Raw genomic sequence first — 15,734 nt, forward strand, 5'->3', positions numbered from 1 at the left:
GCCGTGGAGGCGGCGGCGGGGGCCGATGTGGTGGTCACCGACACCTGGATTTCCATGGGTCAGGCGCACGCCGACGCCAAGCTCTCGGCGATGATGCCCTATCAGGTGACGCCTGCATTGATGGCGCAGGCGCGGCCCGGCGCCAAATTCCTCCACTGCCTGCCCGCCCATCGCGGCGAGGAAGTGGTCGAGGCGGTGATCGACGGCCCGCAGTCGCTGATCTGGGACGAGGCGGAAAACCGCATCCATGCCCAGAAATCGGTGCTGCTCTGGGCGCTTGGGCGGCTCGGTTGAGTTTTCGGGCGGGCTTCCTATCTAGGCCGCCTGCCCGCATCGCTGGGTGCTGCCCTTATTCACCGGCGCTCTCCCGCCGGACGCCGGAGTATTGAATTGACGTCTGCCGCCGACCTCGACCAGGCCCTTGGCTTCACCATCCCGCAACGCCATGCGCGCGGACGTCTTGTGCGCCTGGGGCCTGTGCTCGACGATGTGCTGGCCGCCCATGCCTATCCGCCGGCTGTCGAACGGACGCTGGCGTCGGCGCTGGTGCTGGCGGCGCTGCTGGGCAGCACGTTGAAGCAGGCGGGCGGCCAGCTCACCTTGCAGGCGCAGACCGAAAATGGCGTCATCGGCCTGCTGGTGGCGGATTATAAAAATGGCGATTTGCGCGGCTATGCCAAGTTCGACGCGGACCGGCTTGCGGAGCTTGGCCCCGATCCGTCCCTGTTCGGCCTCTTCGGCAAGGGCTATCTGGCCATCACCTTCGACCAGGCGGTGACCGGCGAGCGCTATCAGGGCATTGTGCCGCTGGAAGGCGAATCGCTGGGTCATGCGGCCGAACATTATTTCTTCCAGTCGGAACAGATCCCCAGCGTCATCCGCATCGCTACCCGGCATGAAGCGGGAGAGGGCTGCGTGGCGGCCGGGCTGCTGCTCCAGCATCTGCCCGAGGGTGAGGTGGGCCGCGAACGACTGCATGTGCGCCATGACCATCCCGAGTGGGAACATGTGCAGGTGCTGGCCGAAACGCTGAAGCCGGGGGAATTGACCGATCCGGCTCTTCCGCTCAGCGACATTCTCTGGCGGCTCTTTCACGAGGAAGCGGAAGTGCGCGTGACCGAAGCGGCGCCGCTGGCCAAGGGATGCCGGTGCGACCTGACGCATATCCGCGATGTCATCGGCCGCTTTTCGGTCGAGGAACGGGCGGAGATGGCCGACGACAATGGCGTGATCGGTGTGGATTGCGCCTTTTGCTCGCGTATCTTCCCGCTGGCGCTGGACAGTTTCACCACCCATTGACGCTGGCCCGCGCCATAACGATATTTGTAATTGAGGCGATCCGTGCCTTTTGCGCTATGAAATCGCCTTAATTGGGCGGCAGATGAGCCGGACTTGCCGCGTTGACGGAAATGAGCCGAATCATGACGATGGACAGATTGCGCGCCATGGGCGCCGCGATAGCGCTGCTGGCGGTCACTGACACCGCCGCAATGGCTGCGCCGGCCGCATCCGGCGGAGCGGCGCCGGTGGCGCTGCGCGCGCTGGAAACCGGCGAGTGGGAGCTGCGCGGCCGGGGCGACGGCGCGGAAACGCGCAAGCTGTGTGTTACCGACCTGCGCCAGTTGCTCCAGCTGCGCCATGGCCAGGCGCTGTGCCGCAGCTTCACGATCAGCGACAACGCCCATGGCGTGACCGTTTCCTATGATTGCGCGGCGGCAGGCAATGGCCGCACGGACCTGCGCGTCGAAACCGCGCGATTGGTGCAAATCCAGTCGCAGGGCGTGGCCGACGGCGCGCCCTTCGCTTTTGCGGCCGAGGGGCGGCGGATCGGCGCTTGCGGTTCCTAGGACATAGGCCGCGCCGGCTTGCGCTGGGGCTGGTGGAGAGGTAGCGCGTCGCCATGGTTGCCAATGAAGGAAAATTCGCCGTCGTGCTGCTTTCGGGCGGCCTCGATTCCATGGTCGCGGGCGCGCTCGCGCGGGAGGCCGGCTATCGCCTGTTCGCCCTGTCGATCGACTATAATCAGCGCCACCGCGTCGAACTGCGCGCCGCCGCGCGGGTGGCGCAAGCGCTGAACGCCGTCCGCCATATCGTCCTGCCGCTCGACCTGACGGCGTTCGGCGGATCGGCGCTGACCGCCGACATTGATGTGCCCAAGGGCGGCGTTGGCGACGACATACCCGTGACCTATGTGCCGGCGCGCAACACCATTTTCCTTTCGCTGACGCTGGGCCTGGCGGAAGTGGCGGGCGCCAGCGACATCTTCATCGGCGTCAATGCGCTCGACTATTCGGGTTATCCCGATTGCCGGCCGGAATTCATCGATGCGTTCCAGACCATGGCAACGCTGGCGACGAAGGCGGGGGTCGAGGGCCGTCCCATCCGCATCAACACGCCGCTGCAATATATGAGCAAGGCGGACATCGCGCGCGAAGCGCATCGCCTGGGCTTGGACGCGGGCATCAGCTGGTCCTGTTATGACCCGACGCCCGATGGCAAGCATTGCGGCCTGTGCGACAGTTGCCGCTTGCGCGCCAAGGGTTTCGAGGAAGCGGGCCTGCCGGACCCGACCGTCTATGCGACCCGACCCCGGAAGGCATAACCGATGAGTTATGCGGTCAAGGAGATGTTTCTGACCCTTCAGGGGGAAGGGGTGCAGGCGGGGCGACGCGCTGTATTCCTGCGTTTCGCCGGCTGCAACCTGTGGAGCGGGCGTGAACAGGATCGGGCGAGCGCGATCTGCCGCTTTTGCGATACCGATTTCGTCGGCACCGACGGGCTGGGCGGCGGCAGGTTCGCCGATGCCGATGCGCTGGCCGATGCGGCGCTGGACTTCTGGGGCGCGGGCGACGAAGGGCGCTACATCGTCCTGACCGGCGGCGAGCCGATGTTGCAGGTGGATGATGCGCTCGTCGATGCGCTCCATGCGCGCGGCTTCACCATCGCGATCGAAAGCAACGGCACCTTGGCGGTTCATCCCGGCATCGACTGGATCTGCATCAGCCCCAAGGCCGGCAGCGACGTAGTGCAGCGTTCAGGGCATGAACTGAAGCTGGTGTGGCCGCAGCCGGGCGGCGGGCATGACCTGGCGGAGGTCGATGCCATGGCGGGCTGGGCGTTCGACCATCACCTGATCCAGCCGCTCGACGATCCCCATGCGAGGGACAATGCACGCGCGGCGATTGCCCTCATCATGGAACGTCCGCATTGGCGGCTGACCGTGCAGGCGCATAAATATCTGGGTTTGCGTTGATTTTTGCCGGGAATGGCGAAGATGGATGGAGTTGCGGTCGGTCGCTTTTCATGATCCCTGATCGTCGCCCCAGCGAAGGCGGGGGTCTCAGTGGGTCTGGCGCGTCATTGCCTGAGATCCCAGCTTTCGCTGGGATGACGGACTATGGTCGCAGCAGCCATTCCGCTACTGCGGGCCTTCATGCCTCTTGGGTCGGCAATCGCCGCTGGCCGCTTCGGCCAAATGTCAGGGTTTGATGCCGACCTTTTCATTATAGGCCTGATGGCAGACCGGCTCGAGCACGCCCTTCTTCCAGCATTTGGGATCGAAAGAGGGCAGGGCGACCGCATAATCGTCGCCCGGCAGGCCGTAAAATTGCTCGCCCGCCAGCACCAGCGACTTCTTGATCGAGGCCAGCCCGTCGCGCGCGACGTCATGCAGCGTGCCGCGGTCCGCGAAGATTGCCTTTCGTCCGACCAGGCCGGCTTCCTGGCAGAAGCCTTTCTGCGCCTGCACGGTGGAATAGCCCGAATAGATGCGGGTATTATACATGTCGGACGCCGACATCCCGGCCCGGCCCTTGCCCACGGTCCGCTGGAAATAGCCGAGCAGGGTCGCCTGCGCCGCATCCAGTTCGGCGTCATGATGGGCGATCATCGCATTATAATTGTCGACCGTCAGCAAGGTGGGTTCGAACTGGCACTGGAGCGCAGCCACATTGAGCGCGGCGCGCAGGTTCCAGGCGAGGCCGGCCTTGATCTCGGCGGCATTGGCGCCCGGCAGACCCAGCGCCGTGGCGGCGGTGGTGTCGGTCAGCGCGGGCGCGCTCATGTCGGGCGGCGACCAGTAGAATTGGGCGGCGGCGGGTTGCGCCGCCAGGGATGCGACGGCGATCGACAGGCCCAGCAGCGCGGGTCGCAGGGGGAAATGCAAGCTCATCGTCAAACCTCTCCGGCAGGATGCGGTCCTGCATGTCCAGATGCTATTTCGTCCTGCGACTGTATCATCGCTGAACCGTCCGTGATTATTGATCGGCGACCACTTCCGCATCCTCTGCCGGTGCCTGGGCTACAGGCTTGGCCGGAGCGGTTGCGGCGCTATCGTTCGACGCGGCATTGGCGTCGGGCATGGCGACGGAGGTGCCTTCGCTCTGGACGCCGTCCAGATCGGTCATCGCATCGGTCGCGGTGCCGTCCACCACTTCCATATCCTTCATCTGGACGCTGTTGCCGCCCTTGTCCGCGCCCCCGCAGGCGGCGAGAGGGAGAAATGCGGCAATGCAGAGGGTCCATGCTTTCACGTGCATCCGGGTCTCCTTGAAAGGCTCATCCATACCCGGCAGCCCCCCGCCGGTGAAGCGCTGGACCCTAGCGGCCCGGCCCGCATTGCTCAAGTCCCGAGCCACAGCGAGTCAAACGGCTGATAAAGGCCGGGAAATGTTCCTTCAGCGCCGCATCGAGCGCCTCCATCGACGCATTGCCGCCCAGCGCGGCGATGCTGGTCACTGGATAGTCGCTGATGCCGCACGGCACGATGCCGCCGAAATGGGACAGGTCGGGATCGACATTGATCGAAAAGCCATGAAGCGTCACCCAGCGCCGCACGCGGATGCCCAGTGCGCCGATCTTCGCCTCGCGCCCCTGCGGATCGTCGGTCCATATCCCGATCCGCCCTTCGGCCCTTCGAGCGGGGATGCCCAGATCCGCCAGCGCGGCGATCATCCAGCCTTCCAGATGGTGGACGAAGTTGCGGACATCCTTGCCCCTTTGGCCAAGGTCGATGTTGAGATAGCCGATCCGCTGTCCCGGCCCATGATAGGTATAGCGACCACCGCGCCCGGCATCATGGACGGGAAATCGGGGGTCGAGCAGTTCGACCGGGTCGGCGCTGGTCCCCGCGGTATAGAGTGGCGGATGTTCCAGCAGCCAGACGCGTTCCCGCGCTTCGCCCGCGAAGATGGCGGCGGCGCGCGCCTCCATGTCCGCCAGTGCGGGCGGGTAATCGACAGGCGCGGTATCGACGCGCCAATCAATCTGTTCGGTAAGGGGCAGGGCTTTGGTCATGGCGCTTCCTTGACTTGGGGCGAACGAGCGATCAAGTCTCCAGCCGCATTTCCCCACCATGAGGCAGGCAGCTTAGATATGGCGAATATCTCCATCGGCAAGGCGTGGGAGGAGGCGGTGCCCTTCATCGCACGGGAGGCGTCGCTGCTCTTCCCGGTCGCATTGCTGTTCGTCGCGCTGCCGGGGCTTATCGTTCAGGAAATGACGCCGCCCGAATTGCAGGCCTGGTTCGTCCAGCCGAAAATGGATGCGGTCCCCGCCATGCCGCCGGGCTTTGGCCTGGCGATGATGCTGGGCATCCTGCTTATCTGGTTCGGGTCGCTGGCGCTGTTTGCACTGGCGCTGCGCCCCGGCATCAGCGTGAAGGAGGCGCTGCGGCTGAGCTTCGCGCGCCTGCCCGTGCTGGTCGGAACGGCGCTGGTCGTGGTCGCCGTGATTGTCGCTTTCGTTGTCGCGCTGATGTTGCTGGGCGTAGTGTTTTCGCTCGCGTCGAAGCAAGCGGCGGCGGCGCTGGGGTTGCTGCTGGGGCTGGGGGCCGTGGGGCTGGCCTTCTTCGCGAGTGTGCGGCTGGTGCTGCTCAACCCGGTCGTGATCGATGGCCAGGCCGGGGTCATCGAATCGCTGCGTCGCGCCTGGGCGCTGACGCGGGGGCATTTCTGGCGGCTGTTCGGTTTTCTGGTGATCGTGATGCTGTTGTCGACCATCGTCGGGTCGGTGGCGCAGGTGGTCTTCGGGCTGCTTGGCGGTCTCGTCGCCGGCGCAGATGGCGCGCGACTGGCGGGCGGCATTGCCGCTGCCGCCATATCGGGCGTCATTCAGGTCTATCTGCTGGTGATGCTCGCGCGGCTCTATCGTCAGGCGTCGGCCGGCTGACCAAGCAGCGGCACATGCGGTGCGGCGTCGCGCGGCAGGATGCCGGCAAGGCGGGGATCGGCAAAGCTTTCGACTTCTCGCGCGATCGGTACGAAACCTGAGCTGATGTAAAAACCCAGCGCGGCCGGGCTGTCCAGCGTGCAGGTATGGACGCGGAAACGGCCCACCCCCTTACGCCATGCCAGGGATTTGGCCTGCGCCATCAGCCAGCGGCCAAATCCCTGACCGGTAAGATGTGGCACCAGACCAAAAAAGCTCAGTTCGCAGTCGGGCAGGAACCGGAAATCCAGTTCCAGCAGGCCCACTTCCCCGCCGCGCGGATCGGTGACGGCATAGATTTCCACCGCAGGGTCATGGACGATCGCCGCCAGATCCGAATCGGGCATGACCAATCGCGAGAACCAGAGCCAGGGCGTGCCGACGCGCCGGAACAAGGTGCGATAGGTGTCGAGACTTGGCTGTTTCCATCGCACAAGTCGCAGCGGCGCCGGCGGAATCGGCGCGGGCCGGGGCCGTTCGCGCATCTCCAGATGGGTGACGATGGCCGCCACCATGTCGGGATCGACCGGCGTCAGCGGCATCGCGTCAGCTCCAGCTCGCCATCGGCGGCAGGCTCATGAGGATGGCGTCGATATTGCCCCCGGTCTTGAGCCCGAACAGCGTGCCGCGATCATGCACCAGATTGAATTCGGCGTAGCGGCCGCGCCATTCCAGCATCGCGCGATAGTCCGCATCGGTCGATGCTTCGTCCATGCGTCGCCGCACGATCGGGGGAAAGGCGTCGAGAAATGCGTCGCCTACTGCGCGGGTGAAGGCGAAATTGGCGTCGAACACATGATCGTCGGCGCATTCGAGATGATCGTAGAAAATGCCGCCCACGCCGCGATGGACGCCGCGATGCGGGATGAAGAAATAATCGTCCGCCCATTTTTTGAAGCGCGGATAGTGATTCGGGTCATGCGCGTCGCAGGCGGCCTTGAGCACTGCATGAAATTGCTCGGTGTCCTGCGCACGGGGCAGGGGCGGGTTGAGATCCGCGCCGCCGCCGAACCAGCTTTTGGTCGTCACCAGATAGCGGGTGTTCATGTGGACCGCGGGGACATGCGGATTGGCCATGTGCGCCACCAGGCTGATGCCCGTCGCGAAGAAGGCCGGGTCGTCGGCCGCGCCGTGGATGGTCTGGGCGAAACCGGGCGCGAACTCACCGCCCACGGTCGATATGTTGACGCCGACCTTTTCGAACACCTTGCCCTTCATCACGCCGCGCACGCCGCCGCCGCCTTGCCCCGGCATCTGCCCTTCGGCTTCGCGATCCCAGGCCGTGAACGCGAATCCGGCATCGCTGCCCGCTTCCCGTTCGATCGCTTCGAACGCGGCGCAAATCCGGTCGCGCAGCGATTCGAACCAGCCTCGCGCGGCCTGCTGCCGGATGTCGAGGGCGAAGGGGACGGTGGGAACGGGGTTGGTCATGCGGGAAACTTTCCGGTCTGGCGCAGGGCTTCGGCAACGGCGATGCCCGTGGAAACGGCGATATTCAAGGACCGGAAGCCGGGCGCCATCGGAATGCGGACCCGGATGTCGGCCAGATCGCGCACATCGTCAGGCACGCCGGCGCTTTCCGATCCCATCATCAGCACGTCGTCATCGTGGAACCGCACCTCCGGCAGGCGTTGCGACGCATGGGCGCTCATCAGCAGCAGGCGGCGCCCTTCGGCCCGGCGCGCGGCGTCGAAGGCCGCAAAATTGGCGTGGCGCGTCACATCGGCGGATTGCCCATAATCCATCGCGGCGCGTTTCAGGCGCGCGTCGGAAAAGGCGAATCCGGTCGGCATGATGATGTCCACGGGCACGGCAAAACAGGCCGCAAGGCGCAGGATTGCGCCGACATTGCCCGCAATCTCCGGTTGGTAAAGGGCGATACGCATGAGCCGCGCCATAAAGCAGCAATGGCTTTTGTAACAGGATAAGTAAGATTGCGGTTGGCAAAGCGCGCGCTATCCGGTTATCAGGCCCCCGAACCACGCCGGGGGGAAGGCGGGGGGCAGCCATGGCTGACGACCCAAATCCCTTGATAAACAGGGCCGGTAACGGCAATGCGGCGTGTCAGGGAAGTCTTGCAAGGGTAGAGGTGCATGGCGAGCGTAGAGCATTCTGACGGCCAAGGCCCAACCGGCGGAGAAGGGGTCCGCCGCCGCGATTTCATCAACGTCGCTGCGGTGAGCTTCGCAGGAGTCGGCGCTGTCGCCGTCGTCCTGCCGCTGATCGACCAGATGAACCCCAGCGCGGACGTGCTGGCGCTCGCCTCGACGGAAGTGGACCTGTCCGCGATCCAGCCGGGCCAGGCGATCAAAACCACCTTCCGCGCGCAGCCGCTGTTCGTGCGGCAGTTGACCGAAAAGGAAATCGCCGAGGCCGACAAGGTCGATCCGTCCACGCTGCGCGATCCGCAGACGCTGGAGGAACGCACCGTCGACGGCAAGAAGCAGTGGCTCATCACCATGGGCGTCTGCACCCATCTGGGCTGTGTGCCGCTGGGCGCGGGCGAAGGCGAAAATCGTGGCGAGTTCGGCGGCTATTTCTGCCCCTGCCATGGATCGTCCTACGATACCGCGGCCCGCATCCGTAAGGGGCCTGCCCCCAAGAACCTGGAAGTGCCTGAATATAAGTTCACTTCCGATACCGCCATTCTTGTGGGCTGAGGGGGACCATCATGAGCTTTCCATGGGCTGAACATTATACCCCCAAGCATCCGCTGATGCAGTGGGTCGACGAGAAGCTGCCGCTGCCGCGTCTCGTCTACAATGCGGTGGGCGCCGGCTATCCGGTGCCGCGCAACCTCAACTATTTCTGGAATTTCGGCGTGCTGGCCGGTCTGGCGCTCATGATCCAGATCGTCACCGGCATCATCATGGCGATGCATTATGGCGCCAACGACCTGGTCGCCTTCAGCACCGTCGAGCACACGATGCGCGACGTCAATGCGGGCTGGCTGATGCGCTACGCCCATGCCAACGGCGCCAGCTTCTTCTTCATCGTCGTCTATCTCCACATCTTTCGCGGTCTGTTCTACGGCTCCTACAAGGCGCCGCGCGAGATGGTGTGGCTGCTGGGCCTCGTCATCTTCCTGCTCATGATGGCCACCGCCTTCATGGGCTATGTGCTGCCCTGGGGGCAGATGAGCTATTGGGGCGCGAAGGTCATTACCGGCCTGTTCGGCGCGATCCCGGTCGTAGGCGAACCGATCCAGACCTGGCTGCTGGGTGGGTTCGCGCCCGGCAACGCATCGCTCAACCGCTTTTTTTCGCTCCACTTCCTGCTGCCCTTCGTGATTGCGGCGGTCATCATCCTGCATATCTGGGCGCTGCATATTCCCGGTTCGTCCAACCCGACCGGCGTGGATGTGCAGGGACCGCAGGACACCGTGCCCTTCCATCCCTATTATACGGCGAAGGACGGTTTCGGGGCGGGCGTCTTCCTGATCCTGTTCGCGATCATGCTGTTCTACGCCCCCAATTATCTGGGCCACCCGGATAATTATATCGAGGCGAACCCGCTTTCGACGCCTGCGCATATCGTGCCCGAATGGTATTTCTGGCCCTTCTATGCGATCCTGCGCGCCTTCACGGTCGACTTCTTCTTCGTGCCGGCCAAGCTGCTGGGCGTGCTGGCGATGTTCGCATCGATCCTGCTGCTCTTCTTCCTGCCCTGGCTCGACACCTCGCCGGTGCGGTCGGGCAATTATCGGCCGACCTTCAAGAAGTTCTTCTGGATCCTGATCCTCGACGTGCTGGTGCTGGGCTATTGCGGCGGCGCGCCGGCGGAAGAACCCTATGTGATGATCTCCCAGGTATTTGCGGGCTATTATTTCGCCCATTTCCTGATCATCCTGCCGCTGATCTCGCGCTTCGAAAAGCCGTTGCCGCTGCCTGGCTCGATCACCGAATCGGTGCTCAGCCGTCATAATATCCAGGGTGAGCAGGAGGCGGTGCCGGGTATGGGCGCCGATCCGCAGCCTTCGAATGCCGGTTAAGGGGGAGACGACACCATGGTTCGTATCGGCGCATTTCTCGTCGGCCTCTTTTTCGCGGGCTGGCTGCTCATCTCCTTCCTGTTCGGCGCATATGCCTATGTCAGCGATCCGCCACAGCCCACGGTGGAACATGAGTTCCACCAGGCCCCCAAACATGTCGCCTTCTCGTTCGAGGGGCCGTTCGGCAAATATGACCGCCAGCAACTCCAGCGCGGGTTCCAGGTGTTCAAGGAAGTCTGTTCGGCCTGTCACAGCCTGAAGTTCGTCGCTTTCCGCGACCTTGAAGCGCTTGGCTATAATGAGGCGGAAGTGAAGGCGATCGCCAAGCAATGGGCGATCAAGACCCCCGACGTCGACCCCGCCACCGGCGAGGCGTCGACCCGCGATCCGGTCCCGGCCGATCATTTCCCCAAGCCCTTCGCGAACAATGTCGCGGCGGCGGCGGCGAACAACAATGCGGTTCCGCCCGATCTGTCGCTGATGACCAAGGCCCGCCATCATGGCTCCGCCTATGTCTATTCGCTCATCACCGGTTATCAGGAACAGCCCGCGGAACTGCTCAAGGAGTTCCCCGACGCCAAGACACCCGAGGGGCTGCACTACAACCCCTATTTCGCCAACCTGAACTTGGCCATGGCGCCGCCGCTGACGGCTGAAGGCCAGGTGACCTATGGCGATGGCACCAAACCGACGGTCGATCAGATGGCGCAGGACGTTGCGGCCTTCCTGACCTGGACCGCCGAACCAAAGCTGGAAAACCGCCGCCGCGCGGGTCTTGCGACGATCATCTTCCTGCTGATCGCGACGGGACTAGCCTATATGGCGTATCAGAATATCTGGGCTGACAAGAAAAAGGCCGCCTGACGGCCAGCAGACCAAGACACAAGGAGGGGCGTGGTTTCTTGAGGAAACCGCGCCCTTTCCCTATGGAGGCCCCATGAGCATCGACAGCCTGACTGCCCTGATCCGCACCATTCCGGATTTCCCCAAGCCCGGCATCCAGTTTCGCGACGTGACGACGTTGCTGGCCGATGGCCCCGGTTTTGCCGAACTGGTCGAACGGCTGACCAGCGTCGCCCGGCCGCTCGATCCCGACCTGATCGTGGGGATCGAGGCGCGCGGCTTCATCCTGGGCGCGGCGCTGGCGGCGGCGCTGGGCAAAGGGTTCGTGCCCGTCCGCAAGAAGGGCAAGTTGCCGGGCAAGACCGTCGGCATCGACTATGTGCTGGAATATGGCACCGACCGGCTGGAACTGCATGAAGGCCAGGTGCCGACCGGCGCGCGCGTGGTCCTGGTCGACGATCTCATCGCGACGGGGGGCACGGCGCTGGCCGCCGCCGAACTGCTCCGGGAGCAGGGCGCCACGGTGCTGATGGCGCTGTTCGCGGTCGATCTGCCCGATCTGGGCGGCAAGGCGGCGCTGGAAGCCGACGGCGTGGCGGCGCAGGCCCTGATCGCGTTTGACGGCGACTGATCAGCCAGCGCGCGCGAGCGCGCCGGGCAACAGATCGACCGCCAGCGCCAGCCGTTCGTCGATCAGGCCGAGCAGCTCCATCCAGCTGTTAATATGGTCCAGCTCACCCGGACCGTCCGACACGCCGCGCAGTCCCATCAGCGGGACATCGAAGCGCGCGCACGCACGCGCTACCGCAAAGGTCTCCATATCGACCATGTCCGCGTCGATCGCGTCATAATCTTCGCCTCCCACGACATTGGCGCCGGTCGACAGGCGCGCCAGCGGCAGCGACAGCGGCGTCATGAGCGGGATGTCCACCGGATGGTCGATCAGTGGCGTCACCCCCTTGGTAAAGCCGAGGCGGGACGCATCCATGTCGCGCCAGGAGACGCTGGCGATCTGATAGATATCGCCCAGCGGGCAACGGCGCGAGCCGGCCGACCCCAGTGAGACGACGAGGTCCGGCCGGGCGCTCTCCCGCTCGAGGCAGTGCAGCGCCGCGCCCATCGCAATGCCCGCTTCGACAGGGCCCACGCCCGTCAGCAGCGGGGCGAAGCGGGCGCGCAGATGCGCTCCATATTCCGCCTCCACCGCCATCACGAACAGGACGCGCTTGCCCGCAACAGTCTCGCAATCCGCCATATCGGTCCCCCGCTTCATCCACCTGCCTTTAGGCGAGCGTTCGCGCGATGCGAAGAGGCAATGCACGGCTTTTCGCTTGCCTTCCAGACCATTGCCGCGCCAGATGAGGCAATCGCACAGTCAGCAGGAGCCACAAATGACGCCGATCGAACGCGCCGCCCGCGCCTTGTGCCGATTTCACGGGGAGCCGGAGGAGGGCGATGGCTGGCAAGCCTATCTGCCCCAGGTCCGCGCCGTGCTGGATGCGCTGCATGAACCCAGCGAATATATGAAGGAGGCCGGGGCCGGCATCACCCGCTATGTCAGCCCGGACAGCGACGATCGCGCCTATGGCCAGGATGCCGCCAATGTCTGGCGCTACATGATCGACGCCATGATCAAACAGGTGCGCTGAACGCGGCGCAAAGGCCCGCAAGCCAAAAAAAGCCCCGCAAGCCGGATGGCTGCGGGGCTTTTCATGGTGGGCGTGGCAAGGATTGAACTTGCGACCCCTGCGATGTCAACACAGTGCTCTACCACTGAGCTACACGCCCACTGTGGAGGGGGCCAATAGCGGGGGGTGGCGCACCAGGCAAGCAGTTATTTGCATTCGCTGAACATTCTTCTGGACAGGGGTGGGACGCCCCATATGCTGCGATGCAAACAGGGGGACGCCAAGATATATGCTGCCATCGCCATCCTCGCCGGTTCAGACGGCGCCACGGCTGCCCTTCTATCGCCAGCTTTATGTCCAGGTGCTCGTGGCCATCGCGCTGGGCGTCCTGATCGGCCATTTTTTTCCTGACACCGGGGTCCAGCTCAAGCCATTGGGCGAAGCCTACATCAAGCTGGTGAAGATGATTATCGCGCCGGTCATCTTCCTGACCATCGTCACGGGCATAGCAGGGATGAGGGAACTGGGGGCGATCGGCCGGGTGGCGGCCAAGGCGTTCGGCTATTTTCTGACCTTTTCCACCCTGGCGCTGATCGTGGGCCTGATCGTCGCCAATGTCGTTCAGCCCGGTGCGGGTCTCAACATCGATCCGGCGACGCTCGATGCCGGCAAGGTCGCCGACTATGCGCATCAGGCGCATGAGCGCACGCTGACCGGGTTCCTGATGAGCATCATCCCGTCGACCATGGTGTCGGCGGTAGCGGACGGCAATATCCTGCAGGTGCTGTTCGTGGCGATCCTGTTCGGCATTGCCCTGACGATGATCGGGGACAAGGCCGCGCCGCTGATGACCGTCCTGGAATCGGCGAGCCATGCGGTGTTCAAGCTGGTCGCCTTACTGATGAAGGCCGCGCCGATCGGCGCGTTCGGGGCGATGGCCTTCACCATCGGCGAATATGGCGTCGGCACGCTGGCCAATCTGGTCGGGCTGGTCGCGACCTTCTATCTGACATCGCTCCTGTTCGTGCTGGTGGTGCTGGGCACGGTCTGCTGGGCCGTGGGCTTCAACATTCTCCACCTCATCCGCTATTTGAGGGCCGAATTGCTGCTGGTGCTCGGCACATCCTCGTCGGAAGCGGCGCTGCCCAGCCTGATCGAGAAGATGGAGCGGGCCGGGTGCCGCAAGTCGGTGGTCGGGCTGGTGGTGCCAACGGGCTACAGCTTCAACCTTGATGGCACCAATATCTACATGACGCTGGCGGCGCTGTTCATCGCCCAGGCCTGCAATGTTCATATCAGCCTGGAGCAGCAGATATTGTTGCTGCTGGTCGCGATGATTTCGTCCAAGGGTGCGGCGGGAGTGACCGGGGCGGGGTTCATCACGCTGGCGGCGACGCTGTCGATCGTGCCATCGGTGCCGGTCGCGGGGATGGCGTTGATCCTGGGTGTAGATCGCTTCATGAGCGAATGCCGCAGCCTTACCAACTTCATCGGCAACGCCGTTGCGACCGTGGTCGTGTCGGCCTGGGAAAAGGGCCTGGATCGCGAGCGTTTCAATGCCGCGATGGCGGGCATTCCGCTCGATCCCACGCCCGACATGGAAGAAGTGGTTCCCGATTGAACCGGGTCAGCTCAGGCCCGAAACGCTCTCGCTGCCGAACATCCGCTCGACCTCCAGCACCAGTTCGCGCAGATGGAAGGGCTTGGACAACACCTTGGCCTGCGGCACGGCCTTGCCGGCCTTGAGCGTCACCGCAGCGAAGCCGGTAATGAACATGATCCGCATGTCCGGCGCAATCCGGGCGGCAAGTTGCGCCAGTTCGATCCCGTCCATTTCCGGCATGACGATGTCGGTCAACAACAGGTCGAACCGGTCGGAATCGATATGGGGCACCGCTTCCGTCCCGGTCGACACGGCGACCACCTCATATCCGGACCGCTCCAGAGCACGGGCGAGATAGACCCGCATACTCTCATCATCTTCGGCCAATAAAATGCGAATCATCGCCCCCAACATCTGTCCGTCCGGCCGATTCGCCGGCACGCGCGCCGCCAACGGGGTGGCGCCAGACCCGCTTATATGCGACAAGGTGTAAATATTATCCAGCCGGGTAACCAATTTCGACGGGCCGTTGAAAGGAGCCGCATTGGACCAGCCAGCGCCGCCTGTTCCTTCCCTCCGCGAAACGGCGTTCGATCTTCACGGCCCGGTTTATCCTGACCGACCCGTCATCCTGTCGGTCCCTCATGCCGGCCGATCCTATCCCGATGATGTTCTGGCGGCGGCGCGGGTGCGCCCCGCGGTGCTGCGACGGCTGGAGGATCGCTGGGTCGATCTGCTCGCCTGTCCGCTGATTGCGCGCGGCTATTCCGTGCTGATTGCGCGCGCGCCGCGGGCGATGATCGACCTTAACCGGCATGAGCGGGAGATTGATCCCGGCATGATCGCCGACATCCCGCGCGAGGCGGTGCTGCAAAGCAGCGCCAAGCTGCGCGGAGGGCTGGGTCTGTTTCCCCGCCGTATGCCGGGCGCGAGCGATTTGTGGCAACGACCAATGCCGTGGACGGAGGCGCGGCGCCGGATCGAGCAGTTGCATCGGCCCTATCATGCCGCCGTCGCCCGGCTGATGACGGCCGCGCGTCAGGCGCATGGCCATGCCATATTGATCGACCTGCATTCTATGCCGCCATTGCCCCCGCCGGCGGCGGGGCAGGCGCCGCCCGGTATTGTGCTGGGCGATCGCTTCGGGCGCAGCGCATCGACTCGACTGATCGGGCTTGCTGCCGATGTGGTCGCCAGCCACGGCGTTGGCGTGGCGCAGAACCACCCTTATGCCGGCGACCATCTGATCGAGCGGCATGGGCGGCCGGAAAAAGGGTTGCACGCGATCCAGGTCGAGATTGATCGTCTCCTCTATCTTGATGCGGCGCTTGATCGACCGGGGCCTGGCGTGGCGCGGATGCAGGCGATCGTCACCGATCTGGTCGAGGCGCTGGCCGTGGAATTGCCGCGGACCGACTATGCCCTGGCCGCCGAATAGGCCTTAGAGTCTTCTCTGATTGGG

Annotated in this window: 20 protein-coding genes, 1 tRNA gene and 1 pseudogene; 13 read left to right on the plus strand and 9 right to left on the minus strand. The window is 64.4% G+C overall.

Features of this window, described 5'->3' with window-relative positions:
* The 5 genes and pseudogenes from C100_RS0125560 to queE all read left to right on the plus strand — a co-directional run.
* Positions 1-294: pseudogene (locus C100_RS0125560) on the plus strand (ornithine carbamoyltransferase); the annotation flags it as partial.
* Positions 295-384: 90 nt separating this feature from the next.
* Positions 385-1,299: an Hsp33 family molecular chaperone HslO gene (hslO, locus tag C100_RS47260; protein ID WP_442800339.1), complete on the plus strand. Its 915-nt coding sequence runs from the start codon at positions 385-387 to the stop codon at positions 1,297-1,299.
* Positions 1,300-1,421: 122 nt separating this feature from the next.
* A complete protein-coding gene (locus C100_RS47265) occupies positions 1,422-1,847 on the plus strand; it encodes a DUF3617 domain-containing protein (protein ID WP_031310413.1) in 426 nt (141 codons plus the stop codon).
* 53 nt (positions 1,848-1,900) lie between these two features.
* Positions 1,901-2,602, plus strand: coding sequence for a 7-cyano-7-deazaguanine synthase QueC (queC, locus tag C100_RS47270; RefSeq protein WP_024022207.1), 702 nt, complete (start codon positions 1,901-1,903; stop codon positions 2,600-2,602).
* 3 nt (positions 2,603-2,605) lie between these two features.
* Positions 2,606-3,253, plus strand: coding sequence for a 7-carboxy-7-deazaguanine synthase (gene queE, locus C100_RS47275; RefSeq protein ID WP_024022208.1), 648 nt, complete (start codon positions 2,606-2,608; stop codon positions 3,251-3,253).
* A 225-nt stretch (positions 3,254-3,478) separates the two neighbouring features.
* Here queE and C100_RS47280 read toward each other — a convergent pair whose 3' ends face one another.
* The 3 genes from C100_RS47280 to lipB form a co-directional block, all read right to left on the minus strand.
* On the minus strand, positions 3,479-4,171 hold the full coding sequence (locus C100_RS47280; RefSeq protein ID WP_024022209.1) for a hypothetical protein: 693 nt from the start codon (positions 4,169-4,171) through the stop codon (positions 3,479-3,481).
* Positions 4,172-4,256: 85 nt separating this feature from the next.
* The gene (locus C100_RS47285) at positions 4,257-4,538 is read right to left on the minus strand and encodes a hypothetical protein (protein WP_052028400.1); all 282 of its coding nucleotides are present in this window, start codon (positions 4,536-4,538) and stop codon (positions 4,257-4,259) included.
* A gap of 61 nt (positions 4,539-4,599) precedes the next feature.
* Positions 4,600-5,295 carry a lipoyl(octanoyl) transferase LipB gene (gene lipB / locus C100_RS47290; protein WP_024022211.1) on the minus strand — a complete coding sequence of 232 codons (696 nt, stop codon included), beginning with the start codon at positions 5,293-5,295 and terminating at the stop codon, positions 4,600-4,602.
* 78 nt (positions 5,296-5,373) lie between these two features.
* On the opposite strand from lipB, the gene C100_RS47295 reads away from it, so the two are divergent.
* Positions 5,374-6,168 (plus strand): membrane protein, encoded by a 795-nt coding sequence (locus C100_RS47295; RefSeq protein WP_024022212.1) that lies wholly within the window; start codon positions 5,374-5,376, stop codon positions 6,166-6,168.
* On the opposite strand, the gene C100_RS47300 is transcribed toward C100_RS47295, so the two are convergent.
* Genes C100_RS47300 through C100_RS47310 form a run of 3 tightly spaced genes read right to left on the minus strand, consistent with a single transcriptional unit; the run spans position 6,150 to position 8,105 of the window.
* On the minus strand, positions 6,150-6,749 hold the full coding sequence (locus tag C100_RS47300; protein ID WP_024022213.1) for a GNAT family N-acetyltransferase: 600 nt from the start codon (positions 6,747-6,749) through the stop codon (positions 6,150-6,152). The genes C100_RS47295 and C100_RS47300 overlap by 19 nt on opposite strands.
* Before the next feature lie 4 nt (positions 6,750-6,753).
* Positions 6,754-7,638 (minus strand): oxygen-dependent coproporphyrinogen oxidase, encoded by an 885-nt coding sequence (hemF, locus tag C100_RS47305; RefSeq protein ID WP_024022214.1) that lies wholly within the window; start codon positions 7,636-7,638, stop codon positions 6,754-6,756.
* The gene (locus C100_RS47310; protein ID WP_024022215.1) at positions 7,635-8,105 is read right to left on the minus strand and encodes a tRNA (cytidine(34)-2'-O)-methyltransferase; all 471 of its coding nucleotides are present in this window, start codon (positions 8,103-8,105) and stop codon (positions 7,635-7,637) included. Before C100_RS47310 ends, hemF begins: the two co-directional genes overlap by 4 nt.
* A gap of 195 nt (positions 8,106-8,300) precedes the next feature.
* On the opposite strand from C100_RS47310, the gene petA reads away from it, so the two are divergent.
* From petA to C100_RS47330, 4 genes are all read left to right on the plus strand, one after another.
* Positions 8,301-8,867 carry a ubiquinol-cytochrome c reductase iron-sulfur subunit gene (petA, locus tag C100_RS47315; RefSeq protein WP_024022216.1) on the plus strand — a complete coding sequence of 189 codons (567 nt, stop codon included), beginning with the start codon at positions 8,301-8,303 and terminating at the stop codon, positions 8,865-8,867.
* A gap of 11 nt (positions 8,868-8,878) precedes the next feature.
* Positions 8,879-10,198 (plus strand): cytochrome b, encoded by a 1,320-nt coding sequence (locus C100_RS47320; protein WP_024022217.1) that lies wholly within the window; start codon positions 8,879-8,881, stop codon positions 10,196-10,198.
* 15 nt (positions 10,199-10,213) lie between these two features.
* Positions 10,214-11,062: a cytochrome c1 gene (locus C100_RS47325; RefSeq protein WP_024022218.1), complete on the plus strand. Its 849-nt coding sequence runs from the start codon at positions 10,214-10,216 to the stop codon at positions 11,060-11,062.
* 73 nt (positions 11,063-11,135) lie between these two features.
* Complete coding sequence (locus C100_RS47330) at positions 11,136-11,672, plus strand: adenine phosphoribosyltransferase (RefSeq protein ID WP_024022219.1); 537 nt, start codon at positions 11,136-11,138, stop codon at positions 11,670-11,672.
* Here the strand turns inward: C100_RS47330 and C100_RS47335 are convergent, their stop codons facing one another.
* The gene (locus tag C100_RS47335) at positions 11,673-12,314 is read right to left on the minus strand and encodes a 5'-methylthioadenosine/S-adenosylhomocysteine nucleosidase (protein ID WP_024022220.1); all 642 of its coding nucleotides are present in this window, start codon (positions 12,312-12,314) and stop codon (positions 11,673-11,675) included. It abuts the gene before it with no gap.
* 118 nt (positions 12,315-12,432) lie between these two features.
* On the opposite strand from C100_RS47335, the gene C100_RS47340 reads away from it, so the two are divergent.
* On the plus strand, positions 12,433-12,690 hold the full coding sequence (locus C100_RS47340) for a hypothetical protein (protein ID WP_024022221.1): 258 nt from the start codon (positions 12,433-12,435) through the stop codon (positions 12,688-12,690).
* Between the two features lie 64 nt (positions 12,691-12,754).
* Here C100_RS47340 and C100_RS47345 read toward each other — a convergent pair.
* Positions 12,755-12,829 (minus strand) — tRNA-Val (locus C100_RS47345).
* 129 nt (positions 12,830-12,958) lie between these two features.
* On the opposite strand from C100_RS47345, the gene C100_RS47350 reads away from it, so the two are divergent.
* Positions 12,959-14,290 (plus strand): dicarboxylate/amino acid:cation symporter, encoded by a 1,332-nt coding sequence (locus C100_RS47350; protein WP_024022222.1) that lies wholly within the window; start codon positions 12,959-12,961, stop codon positions 14,288-14,290.
* Between the two features lie 6 nt (positions 14,291-14,296).
* On the opposite strand, the gene cpdR is transcribed toward C100_RS47350, so the two are convergent.
* A complete protein-coding gene (gene cpdR, locus C100_RS47355) occupies positions 14,297-14,674 on the minus strand; it encodes a cell cycle two-component system response regulator CpdR (protein ID WP_031310417.1) in 378 nt (125 codons plus the stop codon).
* A 142-nt stretch (positions 14,675-14,816) separates the two neighbouring features.
* Between cpdR and C100_RS47360 the strand changes: the two genes are divergently transcribed.
* A complete protein-coding gene (locus C100_RS47360) occupies positions 14,817-15,710 on the plus strand; it encodes an N-formylglutamate amidohydrolase (protein ID WP_024022224.1) in 894 nt (297 codons plus the stop codon).
* Positions 15,711-15,734 lie beyond the last annotated feature (24 nt).

It is taken from the genome of Sphingobium sp. C100, from assembly GCF_000508185.1.
Taxonomy (GTDB): Bacteria; Pseudomonadota; Alphaproteobacteria; order Sphingomonadales; family Sphingomonadaceae; genus Sphingobium.

Bases quoted from the DNA above. Each gene is read 5' to 3' on its own strand.
- C100_RS47285 (WP_052028400.1), bottom strand. From the start codon at position 4,538: ATGCACGTGAAAGCATGGACCCTCTGCATTGCCGCATTTCTCCCTCTC.
- hemF (WP_024022214.1), bottom strand. From the start codon at position 7,638: ATGACCAACCCCGTTCCCACCGTCCCCTTCGCCCTCGACATCCGGCAG.
- lipB (WP_024022211.1), bottom strand. From the start codon at position 5,295: ATGACCAAAGCCCTGCCCCTTACCGAACAGATTGATTGGCGCGTCGAT.
- petA (WP_024022216.1), top strand. From the start codon at position 8,301: ATGGCGAGCGTAGAGCATTCTGACGGCCAAGGCCCAACCGGCGGAGAA.
- cpdR (WP_031310417.1), bottom strand. From the start codon at position 14,674: ATGATTCGCATTTTATTGGCCGAAGATGATGAGAGTATGCGGGTCTAT.
- C100_RS47350 (WP_024022222.1), top strand. From the start codon at position 12,959: ATGCTGCCATCGCCATCCTCGCCGGTTCAGACGGCGCCACGGCTGCCC.
- C100_RS47330 (WP_024022219.1), top strand. From the start codon at position 11,136: ATGAGCATCGACAGCCTGACTGCCCTGATCCGCACCATTCCGGATTTC.
- C100_RS47310 (WP_024022215.1), bottom strand. From the start codon at position 8,105: ATGGCGCGGCTCATGCGTATCGCCCTTTACCAACCGGAGATTGCGGGC.
- C100_RS47280 (WP_024022209.1), bottom strand. From the start codon at position 4,171: ATGAGCTTGCATTTCCCCCTGCGACCCGCGCTGCTGGGCCTGTCGATC.
- C100_RS47320 (WP_024022217.1), top strand. From the start codon at position 8,879: ATGAGCTTTCCATGGGCTGAACATTATACCCCCAAGCATCCGCTGATG.
- C100_RS47300 (WP_024022213.1), bottom strand. From the start codon at position 6,749: ATGCCGCTGACGCCGGTCGATCCCGACATGGTGGCGGCCATCGTCACC.
- C100_RS47265 (WP_031310413.1), top strand. From the start codon at position 1,422: ATGACGATGGACAGATTGCGCGCCATGGGCGCCGCGATAGCGCTGCTG.
- queE (WP_024022208.1), top strand. From the start codon at position 2,606: ATGAGTTATGCGGTCAAGGAGATGTTTCTGACCCTTCAGGGGGAAGGG.
- C100_RS47325 (WP_024022218.1), top strand. From the start codon at position 10,214: ATGGTTCGTATCGGCGCATTTCTCGTCGGCCTCTTTTTCGCGGGCTGG.
- C100_RS47295 (WP_024022212.1), top strand. From the start codon at position 5,374: ATGGCGAATATCTCCATCGGCAAGGCGTGGGAGGAGGCGGTGCCCTTC.
- queC (WP_024022207.1), top strand. From the start codon at position 1,901: ATGGTTGCCAATGAAGGAAAATTCGCCGTCGTGCTGCTTTCGGGCGGC.
- C100_RS47335 (WP_024022220.1), bottom strand. From the start codon at position 12,314: ATGAAGCGGGGGACCGATATGGCGGATTGCGAGACTGTTGCGGGCAAG.
- C100_RS47340 (WP_024022221.1), top strand. From the start codon at position 12,433: ATGACGCCGATCGAACGCGCCGCCCGCGCCTTGTGCCGATTTCACGGG.